At 71.8% G+C, this 13000-nt stretch carries 11 protein-coding genes; 1 reads left to right on the top strand and 10 read right to left on the bottom strand.

What is annotated here, in order from left to right:
- Positions 1-8 precede the first annotated feature (8 nt).
- From PPSIR1_RS20980 to PPSIR1_RS20935, 10 genes are all read right to left on the bottom strand, one after another.
- Positions 9-1007 carry a HupE/UreJ family protein gene (locus PPSIR1_RS20980; RefSeq protein ID WP_006973156.1) on the bottom strand — a complete coding sequence of 333 codons (999 nt, stop codon included), beginning with the start codon at positions 1005-1007 and terminating at the stop codon, positions 9-11.
- Positions 1004-1864, bottom strand: a complete 861-nt coding sequence (locus PPSIR1_RS20975; RefSeq protein WP_006973155.1) for a peptidyl-prolyl cis-trans isomerase — start codon at positions 1862-1864, stop codon at positions 1004-1006. The genes PPSIR1_RS20980 and PPSIR1_RS20975 overlap by 4 nt, the downstream gene beginning before the upstream one ends.
- Positions 1861-2946, bottom strand: coding sequence for a hypothetical protein (locus tag PPSIR1_RS43360; protein WP_157595775.1), 1086 nt, complete (start codon positions 2944-2946; stop codon positions 1861-1863). Before PPSIR1_RS43360 ends, PPSIR1_RS20975 begins: the two co-directional genes overlap by 4 nt.
- Before the next feature lie 49 nt (positions 2947-2995).
- Positions 2996-4351 (bottom strand): M23 family metallopeptidase, encoded by a 1356-nt coding sequence (locus tag PPSIR1_RS20965; RefSeq protein WP_006973153.1) that lies wholly within the window; start codon positions 4349-4351, stop codon positions 2996-2998.
- Between the two features lie 399 nt (positions 4352-4750).
- On the bottom strand, positions 4751-6253 hold the full coding sequence (locus PPSIR1_RS20960; protein WP_157595774.1) for a sensor histidine kinase: 1503 nt from the start codon (positions 6251-6253) through the stop codon (positions 4751-4753).
- Positions 6250-7119 carry a response regulator transcription factor gene (locus tag PPSIR1_RS20955; RefSeq protein ID WP_006973151.1) on the bottom strand — a complete coding sequence of 290 codons (870 nt, stop codon included), beginning with the start codon at positions 7117-7119 and terminating at the stop codon, positions 6250-6252. Before PPSIR1_RS20955 ends, PPSIR1_RS20960 begins: the two co-directional genes overlap by 4 nt.
- On the bottom strand, positions 7116-7889 hold the full coding sequence (locus tag PPSIR1_RS20950; protein WP_006973150.1) for a hypothetical protein: 774 nt from the start codon (positions 7887-7889) through the stop codon (positions 7116-7118). Before PPSIR1_RS20950 ends, PPSIR1_RS20955 begins: the two co-directional genes overlap by 4 nt.
- The gene (locus tag PPSIR1_RS20945; protein WP_006973149.1) at positions 7886-8770 is read right to left on the bottom strand and encodes a hypothetical protein; all 885 of its coding nucleotides are present in this window, start codon (positions 8768-8770) and stop codon (positions 7886-7888) included. Before PPSIR1_RS20945 ends, PPSIR1_RS20950 begins: the two co-directional genes overlap by 4 nt.
- Before the next feature lies 1 nt (position 8771).
- Positions 8772-9443 carry a hypothetical protein gene (locus tag PPSIR1_RS20940; RefSeq protein ID WP_006973148.1) on the bottom strand — a complete coding sequence of 224 codons (672 nt, stop codon included), beginning with the start codon at positions 9441-9443 and terminating at the stop codon, positions 8772-8774.
- A 146-nt stretch (positions 9444-9589) separates the two neighbouring features.
- Complete coding sequence (locus tag PPSIR1_RS20935) at positions 9590-10450, bottom strand: serine/threonine-protein kinase (RefSeq protein WP_006973147.1); 861 nt, start codon at positions 10448-10450, stop codon at positions 9590-9592.
- A 167-nt stretch (positions 10451-10617) separates the two neighbouring features.
- Here PPSIR1_RS20935 and PPSIR1_RS20930 point away from each other — a divergent pair, with 167 nt between their 5' ends.
- Positions 10618-12987 (top strand): FG-GAP-like repeat-containing protein, encoded by a 2370-nt coding sequence (locus PPSIR1_RS20930; RefSeq protein ID WP_157595773.1) that lies wholly within the window; start codon positions 10618-10620, stop codon positions 12985-12987.
- Positions 12988-13000 lie beyond the last annotated feature (13 nt).

The raw sequence follows: 13000 nt of genomic DNA, 5'->3' as shown, positions 1-13000 counted from the left end.
TACACCGCTCACTGCCAGAGCGCGACGACTCGGTCGACGGTCCAAAAGGTGGCCAGCGCGCCGACCGCGTACGCTGCGCCGACACGCAGACGTGGCGCGAGGGTGTCGAATCGCTCGCGCTCGCGAAGCCCTCGCCACATGAGCCACAGCGCGCCGAGGACCGCGAGCTGGCCGAGCTCGACCCCCAGGTTGAAGCTCAACAGCGGCACGGCGAGCTGACCCGCGGGGAAGCCAATTTCGCGTAAGGCCCCCGAAAAGCCGAAGCCGTGCAACAGCCCGAAGCTCGAGGACACCAGCACCGGCCAGCGGTGGCTGAGCGAGGGCGCCCGATCGTCCCGCTCTCCCGCGACCTCCACGGCGACGAGGACGATCGACAGTGCGATCACCGCTTCGACGGGGCCCTGCTGCGGACGCACGAGATCCATCGCCGAGAGGGCCAGGGTGACGCTGTGGGCGAGGGTGAATCCCGTGACGGTCCACAGCAGCTGGCGGCCAAAGCCGACGAGGAGCAACAGCCCGAACACGAACAGGAGGTGGTCGATGCCGCCCAGGATGTGGACCACCCCGAGGGACAGGTACTCCCAGACCACGCCCCCGCCGTCGCCGCGGACCGTCATCTGCGGCGCGCTCGCGCGAAGCACCGCCGACTCGACGCGATCGGGGCCGTGCTCGATGCGCACCACCACGTCCACCGGTTGGCCCGCCAGGCCCTCGACCCCGAGGGTGCCGCGCAGGCCGTCGGCGCAGGTGAGCGTCGGTGCCGCGTACTCGCAGCCCTCGGGGAACACGGGGCGCACGGCCAGGATCTCCCGGCGGCCTGCGTCGAAGGGCGGGGCGAAGTTGACCTGGTAGCTCCCGGCGGTCGCGCCCTCGCCCTCGACGGCGGTGATCGTCAAGACCGCCGGGCGATACTCGTGGGCCGCGGCCGCGCGCGGGAGCAGGGCCAGGATCAGCATCAGCAGCAGGGCGACGGCCCACAGCCGCGCGAGCGCGCTCGGAGGGCTCACGGCCGCGGCTCCACTTCGACGGCGTAGCGCGCTCGCAGACCGTCGAGGGCGGCGTCGAAGGCGACGCTGCGGCGGGTGGCCTCCCAGTCCGCCTGGACCCGGTCCCGGACCGCGTCGAAGGGCTTGGGCTCGCCCCGGGCCTCGATCGCGTCGATGCGCACCACGTACCAGGACTCGCCGCCGTCGAGGACGGTCCAGGTCTTGGCCTCCATGCCGAGCAGGGCCTCGGTGAAGTCGGTGCCGTACTGCTCGGAGACCCGCCCCGGCGTGAAGTGTTTGCTGCGCAGCACCCGATCGCCGAGGGTCTTGGGGTCCACGCCCGCGGCGAGGTCGCGGCGTACGTCCTGGGCGGCGGCCTTCGAGTCGGGCCCGTCCTCGGCCTCGACCCGGACGGCGGTGAAGTCGTAGCGGGGGGCCGCCGCGTAGCGGGCCGTGTTGTCGGCGTAGAAGGCCTCGAGCTCCTCGAGGGTGGGCGCCTCCGCGCTGGCCTGCCCGAGCACGAACTCCATCTTCTGGAGCAGGCGCCGCCGGACCATGGGATCGCTGTGTACGAGGCCCATGGCGAAGGCCTCGCGGACCATCAGCTCGCGCTCGACCGCGCCGTCGACCAGGCGCTGGTGCTCGTCGTCGGTGGGCGCTCGCCCGTAGCGCTCGGTGAACTCCCGATCGAGGCGTTGATGTTCGCTGGCGTCGATGACGATCGGCCCCGCGGGAGCGCCCGCGCCCCCTGCCTCGGCCGAGGCGTCTGGGCCTTCGCTGCCCCAAAACGCTTGCACGACAAAGACCAGCACCGCGAGGGCCCCGAAGTGGAGCAGCGGTTCTTGGAGCAGCGAGCGGCGGGGCTTGGGATCGTTCATGCGCGGGCGGGGGGCGGTGCTTCGAGTCCTTCGAGGACTGGCGTGACGATGCGGCGGAGCACCTGCTCGGCCTGGGCGCCGAGCCCGGCCGCGTGCAGCTCGTCGAGTTGTGCCCGCAGCTGACCTGGGCCCCCTCGCGCGGTCCACCACGCGACCACGGCCAGCCCGAGGGCGGCGTGGCCTGCCTCGTCCTCGGCGATCCGCAGCCACGTCTCCCGCGTTCGCCCGGTGCTGTGTCGAGCCGCGGCCAGGGCCTCGCCGACGGCGAGGGACTCGCCGATCGCTCCAGAGACCAGGGCCTCGCGCAGGAGCAGCGCGTCGTCGAGGGGCTCGAGCTCGGGCAAGGGCGGGAGCGCCGAGGGGTCGACGCCCGCGAGCTCGCAGCACAGCTCGGCGTGGACCTGCTCTTGCTCGGCGGCGCGGAGGTGGGCCGCCACGAGGGCTCGCGGCGCGCCCCGGCGAGCGAGGGCGCGGGCCATGCGGAGGAAGGACGCTACCGAGAACCACTCCAGCTGCGCCCGCGCCAGCCACTCCTCGTGGGCGGCGGGGGGCACGAGGGCGCCAGCGTGGGTCAGGGGGGGGCGGCCCAGGCAGTGATCGAGCCAGTCGTAGCAGCACGTCTCGCTCTCGCCGGCGTTGCGGCGGGCGAGGGTGGCCTGGCGGTCGAGCTCGGCCCGCATGTCGATGCTCCGGGAGAAGCCCTTGAAGCGCGGGTCGCCCACGGGCATGTCCACGGTGGGGTTGGCCACCAGGCGCTTGGGGCAGCGCAGATCCTCCTCGGCGCCCTCGACCCAAAACAGCTTCGCGTCGGTGATCTCGGGGCACCAGGTCCCGCTGGGGCAGCGCTCGCGCTCCTCGTTGGCGTGGACGTCCGGGTCGTGCTCGTTTGGCTGGTCGTGGTCGTGGCCGTGATCGTGGCCGCGCTTGTGGTCCGGGGGGATGCGACCGATGTGCCCCGCGGCGTGACCGTCGTCGTGCTTGGGCGCGTCGCAGGCCACGGCCAGCCCGGCCAATCCTGCCGGTACGGCGAGCGCTCGGAGCCGACTCCACACCGCTCGGCGCACCGCCTCGAGTTCAGGCACGGGCAGGAGGATAGAACAGGCCCGTGCCCACCTCAAGCGGGTTCGGGCGTCAGCAGCTGCAGTTGATCTCCTCGGTCGCGACCTCCGTGCCGTGGATGTCGTAGAGCTGCGCGCGCACGCAGGCGTTGTGGGTCGAGACGTCGTCGGGCACCGAAAAGCGCTCGAAGTCGAAGCCGACGGTCCAAAACGGCTCGTCGTCGTTGAAGTGGGCGGGTTCCACGGCGACGCCGTTGAAGCTCTCCCCGGCGGTGTCGCGCTCGAGGTGGTAGTTGGACGAGTAGCTCGATCCGTGCTCGCCGGCGTGGGGGCAGTCGGCGTCTTCGGTCGCCCAGTCGTAGGGGCTCGAGGACCCGCGGTGGCTCCACTGCCAGTTCCAGCGCTCGAAGTCGAACCAGGTCGGGGAGCTGGGGTTGCTGCCCTCGGTGTTGGAGAAGTAGCGATCGCCCGAGGGGTCGAGGTCGCCGTCTTGGTCCAGGGGCGTGAGTATGGTCCACCACCACCAGCAGCTGCGCTCGTAGAGGTCGACGTCCACGCCGGCCATGTCGACCTCGCCGTGGGGGAACTCGATCTCGACGTCGACCTCGAGCTCCCCCGTCGCCGGCGAGCGGACGACGAGCTCGGTGATCTCGCCCGCGCTGGTGTCGTTGTAGGGGAGCGCGTGCAGGGGGTGGATGGCGTCGCCGGAGTAGGTCCAAAAGTACTTGATGGTGCTGCTCTCGAGCACCTCGAAGTGCAGGTGGCGGTAGTCTCCGCTGAGTCGCGCGGCGCAGGCCTCGGCGACGCTCGGGTCGTAGCCGTTGACGTCCGCGAACTCGTGGATGCGGTCGCCGACGTTGGAGTATCCCGACCAGCCGATCTGCTGGCCCTGGACGACGTGCTCGTTCATGGCGACCTCGACGCCCGCGAGGTGGCGGTAGTAGGTGGTGTAGCAGCCGTAGTCGTGGTCGTTGGTGTAGTTGGGATCGTCGGGGTGGATGTCGTCGAAACAGTGGCGGACGGCGACGGAGGGGTCGTCCGTGCCGCTGGTGTCGTACTTCAGGCGCTTGACCGTCCCGTCGGCGATGGCGAACACGGGCTCGCCGCACTCTGCGCTGAAGTCGATGCCGCGGTGCCAGTCGACGGGCTGATAGCTCAGCTCGCGCGGGCCGAAGGTGTCGTTGACCGTCCACAGGTCCGAGTAGGTCGAGGTGTCGCCCACGGCGATGGCGGGGCATTCGAACAGCGATCCGAGGGTGTCGTAGCTGCCGCCGCACAGCGGCCAGATGTTGTCGAAGGCGTCCATCTCCCAGGTGTTCCGGGGGCGGTCCGGGGGCGCGTCGAGATCGCCGCTCCAGCTGCTTTCGAGCGGCGTAGCGAGGGCGGTGGCGCTCGCGAAGGTGAGGGTGGTGATCGTGAGCGCGGACATGACTGTGCCCGCGAGTCTGTGGATAGCTGCCATGACTCCTCCGTGACTCTCGATGGATCGAGGTCAAAAGTGTTGCGATACAAATATCGTGTAACACAAGGTGTCGCCTGGCGTGTGAATGTTTATTAAATAGTTGTTCGCAGCTGCCTTAATGGTCACTTTTGATCGTGGCTTCGATTGAATGCGCGCGCTTCGTGGCGTTTTCGCTAGAGGTCGGCGCGCAATTGACCCACTCTGGCGCTGGTGTACGGCCATTCTCGCGATGAAGTGAGCCCGAGTGCCGCTTGGGGGAGTGGAGGGTCCTTTAGTGGGTGGAACCCCAGTCGCATACTAATGAGTGTATTTAATCGTATGAGAGGGAGGCGACGCGAAGCGCTCGCCTGGGCACACCCGCTGCGGTCAATGACGAAACGCGGGAAAGCGGACTCGGACGCAGGTTCGTCCGGGCTCGCTCTCGACCGTGATCGCGCCGCCGTGGGTGTCCACGATGCGTCGGACGAGGGCCAGGCCCAAGCCGGTGCCGCCCTCGTCTCGGGCCGTGGTGAAGAAGCGCTCGAAGATGCGCGCGCGGTTGGCCGCCGAGATGCCCGGGCCGTCGTCGATGACCTCGAAGCCGCTCGGGAGCGCGCGGACGCGGACGTGGACCTCGGGCCCGCCGTGGGCGTAGGCGTTGTCGATGAGGTTGTCGAGGGCGGTGTCGAGCTGGCTGCGGTTGCCGGCGACGACGCTGCTTTGGGGCGCGTCGCTGGCGGGGTGCTCGAGGCTCAGCTCGACGTCGGGCCAGCGCCGCGGGAGGGCGCCGAGCAGCTCGCGCAGGTCGACGGGGGCGCCGTCGTGGAGCTGCTCGGCGCGGGCGAGGGCGAGCAGGCCGTCGACCAATCGCTCGAGGCGCTCGAGCTCCTCGAGGGCGTTCTCGAGGAAGCGTCGGCGTCGCTCCGGCGCCATGCCCTCGTCGTCGCGGAGCAGCTCCGCCGTCCCGCGCAAGGTCGCGATGGGCGTGCGGAACTCGTGGGCGACGTTGCCGGCGAAGGCGTTGATGTACTCGACCCGCGAGTGCAGCTGCTCGGCCATGGCCGCGGTCGCCGTGGCCAGCTCGCGGACCTCGTCGACGTGGGAGCCCGCGCTGCGCAGGAGCTTGGCGCCCTCGCTGCCGCTGCCGCCGCTGAGCCGGCGCGCGGCCTCGGCCAGGGTCTCGAGGCTGCGCGTGCCCAGGCGCCCGGCGAGCACGGCGAGGGCGAGGGTCAGGGCGAGGGCGAGGAGCAGGCCCCAGGAGAGCCGCGGGGACATGTGATAGAGGGCCTGGAGCTCCTCCCGGGGCGTCCGGGACAAGAGCACGGCCCCCGCGACCTGGCCGTCGACGAACACGGGCTTGGCCACGAACAGGCGGACCCGCGCGCGGCGGCTGGGGCTCGACAGGGGCTGGCGATGGCTGGGGGCGGGGCGCGGGCGCGTGGCGAAGCCCGTGACCCCGGCCAGGGCGCTGCGGACCTCGGGATCCGCGGACAGGTCCTCGCCGTGGATCGGCTCGTCGGCGCTCGTCGCCACGACCCGGCCGTCGAGGTCGACGACGCGCACGCCAGCGAGGGTCTTGGCTCGGGTCTCGCGCAGCAGGGCGTCGAGCTCGGCGGGGTCGAAGCCGGGCTCCGCCGCGGCCGCGAGCTGCTCGGCGACGAACAGGCTGAGCACCTCGCCCTGGTTCCCGAGGTCGGCCCGGGTCTGGCGGCGCAGATCCATGGCCAGGGCGCCCGTGCCGACGAGGGCGAGCAGCGGGAGCAGCAGGACCAGCAAGTGCGAGCCGAGCAGCCAGGTCCGCAGGGACAGGCCGGGCAGGAGGTTGGCGCGGCGCGGGGCCTCGTCGCCCGCAGCCTCCTCGGGCTCGTCCGTGGTCTTGGTCTCGCTCATCCCGTCCACTCGCGCAGGCGGTAGCCGACGCCGTGGACCGTCTCGATGGGGTCGACCTCGTGGACCCGGAACTTGGCCCGGATGCGCCGCACGTGGGAGTCGAGGGTGCGGCCCGAGACGTGGCGGGCGTCGGGGTAGGCCTGGCGCCCGAGCTCGTCGCGGGAGTAGACGCGGCCGGGTCGGCGGATCAGCACCTCGAGCAGGCGAAACTCCGTGGCCGTCAGCGCGACCTCGCGGCCGGCCCAGAAGCTCCGGTGGGCCTCGGGCAGCAGGCGCAGGGGCCCGGCGCGGAGCTCTTCACCCAGATCCGTGCTGGCCTCGGCGTCTGCGCTGGCGGCCGGCGACTGGGTCCCAGAATGGCTGGCGCTGGCGGGGTCGAGGCGGCGCTGTCGGCCGACGCGGCGCAGCAGCACCTTGACCCGGGTGGCGAGCTCGCGGGTCGAGAAGGGCTTGGTCACGTAGTCGTCGCCGCCGAGCTCGAGGCCGAGGATGCGGTCGATCTCGTCGCTGCGCGCCGACAGGAACAGCACGGGGGTGTCGGCGTCGCGCAGGCGCAGGCGCCGGACGAGGTCGAAGCCGTCGATCTCGGGCATGGACACGTCGACGACGAGCAGGTCGAAGTCGGCGCTGCTCGATCCCGTCGCCTCGAGCAGGTCCAGGGCCTCGGCGCCGTTGCGAGCCTGGGTGACCGCGTAGCCCTCGCGCTCGAGGGCGTAGCCGACGACCTCGCGGAGCTTGGGGTCGTCGTCGACGAGGAGCAGCCGGGGCTGGCGGGCGGTGGCGGTCACGGGCAGAGCCGGCGTGGGGGACAGAGCCGGCGGGGTGCGCAGGGCCGGCGTGGGTCGGAGGGCGCGCGCGGAGATCACGACACCCCCCGCGCGGAGCCCATGGACGATAGCTCCGCGAGCGCGGCCACGCGAGCCTCGAGTTCGCCGAGGCGCTCGCGCACGGGGGCCACGTCGCCGGCGAGCACGTGCAGGCCGATCTGCACCCGCAGCTGCATCAGGCTGTCGAGGATGGCCTCGAGCTCCGCCTGGCTGTGGCTGCGCGCGTGTCGGAGCTCGCCCAGGGCCTGGCTCAGGCCGGGGCTGGCCGGGGCGCCGAGGGTGCTGCCGTGGGCCTCGGTCTGGGCGATCAGCCGGTCCGCCCGAGCCAGGCGTAGGTCGGCGCGGTGCAGGGCGCGGGCGAGGCCGGCGAGGGGCTGGCCGCCGAGGCCCACGAGGGCGGGGGCGCTCTCGGGCTCGGCCCGGGCCTCGGCGAGGGCCTCGGCGAGGGTGGCGAGGCAAGCGTCGATGCGCGCGGCGTTGGGGCCGAGGGCTCGGGCCGCCGGCGCGCTCGGTCGGGCGTGGGTCGAGCTCGACTGGGGCTGCGGCTGCGGCTGCCCATGGTGGCGGGCGCGGACGAGGTCCCGCTCGAGCTCCTCGAGGGCGCCGCTGCCCACTCGCGCTGCGGGTGGCTGCTTGCCGACGAGGCCGAGCAGCAGGGGCCAGCAGGGCAGGGCCGCGCACGCCGTGCCGAAGCCGTGGCCGCGCCGACCCAGGTGCGCGGCCACGACGGCTCCGACGCCGACGTAGGCCAGGCTCAGGACGGCCCAGGTGCTCGGCGGCGCGGCGGCGACCAGGCTCGCGGGCGTCACTGGGGCAGCTCCTTGGGCTCGAGGCTGGGGTCGTGGTCGTAGTCGAGGCCGTAGCTGGCGGGGCTCTCGGAGTCGATGTCGGAGTCGATGTCGATGTCCATATCGGCGCCGCGCAGGCCCGTTGGGATGGGCTGCTCTCGTTGCGCCTTCTGACGCCGGCCGAGCACGCCGCCCGCCTCGACCTCCCAGCCCCGGTAGTCCCCCTTGACCGAGCGCTGGGTGCTGGCGAGGCTCGAGAACACGTCGGCCTCGACCGCGCGCAGGAAGGTCACCTCGGCCTGGGGCCGGGCGATGAAGGGCCGCAGCAGCCAGCCGGTCTGGGCCAGGAGCACGGCGAGCACGGCGACGCTGGTCAAGGTCGCGAGGCCGCGGTTGCGCCCGCCCTCGGGCAGGGCGCGGGTCAGGGTCCACAGCCCGGGCAGCCCGACGGCGCCGAGGCAGGCGACCATGGCGAGGATGGCTGAGTGGTAGTTGGGGCCCATGGACAGGTAGAGCCACAGCACGGGGGCGAGGGCCGCCGCGAGCACGGCGGTGCGCGCCGTGGCCAGGAGCGCCGCGAGGGCCAGCCGGGACCAGCTCACCCGGAGCTCGCAGGCGGCGTAGAACGAGCGGATCGCCGGGAGCCCGACGAGCACGGGGACGAGCAGCAGGGCCGGGGCCTTGACCGCCGCGTAGACGTACTGGAGCTCGCCGCGGTAGGAGCCGAGGACCATGCCGAAGGCCCCCGCGCCGAGGCCGACGAGGGCCAGCAGGCGCGGCGCGAGCAGGGCGAGGCGCTCGCTCTCGCGGCGCGGGGTCGCGTTGTCCTGGACGAGCAGCTGTTCGGGGGCGCGGAGCAGGGCGCCGGTGAGGCTCAGGAGGGTCGTCGTCGGGTTCGCCATCTCAGACCTCCACCACCCACTGGGCCACGTTCACGCCCACGCGCAGGGCGATGACCCACGCCAGCGCGATCCACCCGTTGACCAGGAGCTGAAAGCGCGGGAGCAGGGTCGTCGACGAGGCCTCGACCTTGCTGTGGCGCTCGAGCGCCGCGAGCTCGGCCCGGCGCAGCTCGGTCCACGCCGTCGCCGTGGTGAACAGGCCGACGGCGGCCAGCGAGGCGACCAGCAAGAGCAGCCACAGCTCCGTGGTCGCCGAGAAGAACAGCACGACCAGGGACAGGGCCCCGGCGATGCGGCCCCCGTGGACGAGGGCGCGGCCGAGGGCGGAGGCGAGGGCCTCGGGCTCGGCCGCGAGGCGAAAGTACTGGTGCAGGGCGATGAGCGCGGGGGCGGTCAGGGCCAGGGCCGAGAGATCGACGAGCAGCACGCTGGGGACCAGGCGGGCGGCCGCGGCCCCGCTGGAGCTGCCCAGGGCCGCCGTCGCGCCCAGGGCCACGAGGCCGCCGATCGCTCCGAGCAGGTCGCGGGTGCGCAGCGGCTCGGGCTCGCGGGCGGGCACGGGCTCGAGGGCGATGGGCGCACGCCCGGGGAGGGGATCGGGCGGGGGCGGTCCGTGTTCGGGGCCGAGGTCGAAGAGGGCGTCGGGCGGGAGGTCGTCGGCGAGCGTGTTCATCTCTCGTGCAGCCCTAGCAACGCGGGTTGCACGGGGCCGGGCGAACCGGCCGCGGACTCCGGGCGAATTTGTGCAGCTTTTGTGCGCCCGCCAAAAGGTCGGGCCTCGGGAATGGCCCCGAGCGCTCGAGCGTCGAGGGCTCTCGGCTATGCCCCGAAGGCGCTGCTCAGGGCTCGCCGGACGGCGTGGGCGCTGGCGAAGCGCTCCTCGGGCTGCTTGGCGAGGAGCCCCGCGAGCACCCCGTCGAGGTCGCTCAGCAGCGCCGGCGGGAGGTGCTGGGCGTGCTCGCTGAGGCTCGGGATGGGCGAGTAGAGGTGGGCTCGCCACAGATCGCTGATCTCCTCGTACTCGTAGGGCCGGCGCCCGCTGAGCAGCTCGTAGATCAGGATGCCGACGGCGTAGAGATCGGTGCGGGTGTCGACGGCCAGGCCCTGGATCTGCTCGGGCGCCATGTACTCGGGCGTGCCGAAGATGACCCCGGTCTGGGTCAGGCGCTGGACCTCCTGGGCCCCGAGCACGTCGTCGAGCATCTTGACCAGGCCAAAGTCGATGACCTTGACCTGCTCGGTGTTTCCAACCCGAGCGAGGAGCACGTTCTCGGGCTTGAGGTCGCGGTGGATGAAGCCGAACTGGTGGGCGTGGTGCAGGGCGCTGAGCAGCTGGGAGATGACGCCAAAGGCGCGCTGGGGCTCGAGGACGTCGACGCGCTCGAGCTCCGTGGCCAGGTCGTGGCCGTCGACGTACTCCATGGCGAACACCATCGCGCCGTCCTCGCTCACGCCCACGGCGTAGAGCCCCGCGATGTTCGGGTGGGACAGGGTGCCCTGGGCCGCGGCCTCGCGCTCGAAGCGGGCGACGACCTCGGGGGAGCGGCTGACCTCGGCGTGCAGGCGCTTGATGGCCACGGGCATGCCCCGCGGATCGTGCGCCCGGTAGACCTCGCCCATGCCGCCCTCGCCCAGGCGCGCGTCGACGGTGAAGTGCTCGAGGACGGTCTGGCCAATCACCGGCCCACGCTGCCGAGATGGGGACGCGCCGTCAAGCGGTGTGCCCCCGCGTGACCGAAAATCGACATGGGGAATCGTTTTATCCCTGCGACCCGGGCGACGCTCGGTGGTGTCGAAGGCCACCGCGAGCGTCGGCACGGGATCGTGAACTCGGATAGAATCGCGCCATGGATTTGCGTATCCCGACCCGGCGTTGGGCCGTGTTCTCTTCTCTGGTGCTCGGCTTGGGCGTGGCTGGTTGTGGCGATGACGGTCGCCCGGCCGAGGAAAACGCCGACGAGGTCGACGAGGGCATCGGCCCCGACGACGCCGACGGGACCATGGACGAGGAGAGCTCGAGCGAGGACGGGACGACCACCCTCGACACCGACACGAGCAGCGACGAGGGTGCCTGCGCCGAAGAGGAGATCGAGTGCGGCGACACCTGCTGCGAGTCCGGGCAGGTGTGCTTCGAGGGGGCCTGCGCCGACGACTGCGGCGGCGAGCCGGCCTGCGGCCAGGACCAGATCTGCTGCGAGGGCGGCGACGTCTGCTACCTCGGCGAGTGCGTGACCCCGCAGGGGACCTGCTCGGAGTTCTCGTGCGCGACCCAGGAGGACGAGTCGGACTGCGGCGAGGGCTACGTCTGCGACCCGACTGGGCCAGTGCGTGCCCACCAGGCCGACCCCAACTGCATGTACGTGCCGCCGCAGGCCGAGTTCCTGCCGACCCCGGAGTTCACCTGGGGCGAGCGCAAGGTCGTCGCGTGCACCGAAGATGTCGAGTGCCAGACCGCCGAGCTGTGCGTCGACGGGACCTGCACCCCGACCTGGACCCACCTGCCCCCGGCCGACGCGCCGGCGCACGTGCACGTGTCTTCGATCCCGGTCGTGGCGGACCTCGACGCCGACTGCGTGCCCGAGATCGTGTTCAACACCTACCAGTACGGCGTGGCCACGAGCGAGGGCGTCATCCGGGCGATCCGCGGCGACGACGGCAGCCAGGTGTGGTCGATGACCGACCCGACCTACTACTCGGACTCGACCGCCAACCCGGCCGTCGGCGACATCGACGAGGACGGCCTGCCCGAGGTCGTGGTCCAGGGCGAAGGCAAGTACGTCGTCGCCATCGACGACGACGGCACGGGGCTGTGGACCTCGGATCCCTTCGTCGGCGGCGAGAACAGCGGGGCCGTGTCCATCGCCAACATGGACAACCAGGGCGCCCCGGAGATCGTGTTCGGCGCGGCGGTCTACGCCAACGATGGGACCTTGCTGTGGGAGGGCGGGGCCGGCAACGGCCGCGACGGCCAGGGGCCCATCTCCTGCGTCGCGGACCTCGACGGCGACTTTAGGCCCGAGCTGATCGGCGGCAACACGGCCTACAAGACGACGGGCTCGGTCCTGGGCGGAGACTTCGACGGCTCGATCTGGTGGCAGGCCGAGGTCGGGGACGGGCGCTGCGGCGTGGCCGACTTCGACGACGACGGCATGGCCGAGGTCATCCTCGTGCGCGGGGGCAACATCTACGCCTTGAACGGTCAGGATGGTTCGCTGCTGGCGACCTTCCCGATCCCCGGGTCCAACGACCGCGGCGGCGCCCCGAACATCGCCGACTTCAACGGCGACGGTCAGCCGGACATCGGCACCGCCGGCTCGACCCGCTACGTCGTGGTGACCTTCGACGGCGTCGAGTTCACGCAGCTGTGGCAAGCGGTGACCGAGGACGACTCGTCCCGCGTCACGGGCTCGTCGGTGTTCGACTTCGACGGCGATGGCCGCTCGGAGGTGGTCTACAACGACGAGAAGTACATCCGCATCTACCCCGGCGTGGAGCCGGACTGCCAGCTCGACCCGCCCGGGCCGCTGTGCGACGGCATCATGGACGACTCCGAGGTGCTGTTCCGCGACCTCAACTCCTCGCGCACGCGCACCGAGTACCCGGTCATCGCCGACGTCGACGGCGACTTCAAGGCCGAGATGGTGTTCTCGACCAACGCCGACATCAGCTGGGGGCTCGACGCGGGCATCGAGGTGTGGGGCGACGCCCTCGACAACTGGGTCAGCACCCGGCCGATCTGGAATCAGCACAGCTACCACATCACCAACGTGGTCGTGGACGGGACCGTGCCCCTGGTCGAGCTCGACTCCTGGGACTTCCCCGAGGGCGACCCCTACAACAGCTACCGCAACAACGTGCAGGGGGCCTCGGACTTTTGCGCCCCTGACCTGCAGCTCTTCGACCTCCAGGCCGACCTCATCGTGTGCCCCGAGCTCGTGCTCAGCGTCGACGTGGTCAACCTCGGCTGCCTCGGCGTCGGGCCGGGCGTGAAGGTGTCCTTCTTCGAGGAGACCCTCGGCTTCCTCGGGACCGTCGAGACCCAGGGCGCGCTCCCGGCCGGGGCCAAGGAGACGGTCTCGCTGCCGCCGGTGCCGGGCATCGAGCCTGCGACCATCTGGGCGACGGTCGACGAGGACGAGATGGGCGTGGGCGCGCTCAACGAGTGCGACGAGGACAACCAGTCCGAGCCGGTCGTCGTCTGCATCCCGATCGGCTAGGCCCCCACAGGCG

This window comes from Plesiocystis pacifica SIR-1 (assembly GCF_000170895.1).
Classification (GTDB): domain Bacteria; phylum Myxococcota_A; class Polyangia; order Nannocystales; family Nannocystaceae; genus Plesiocystis; species Plesiocystis pacifica.
This window is presented reverse-complemented; position numbering and strand designations above follow the sequence as displayed.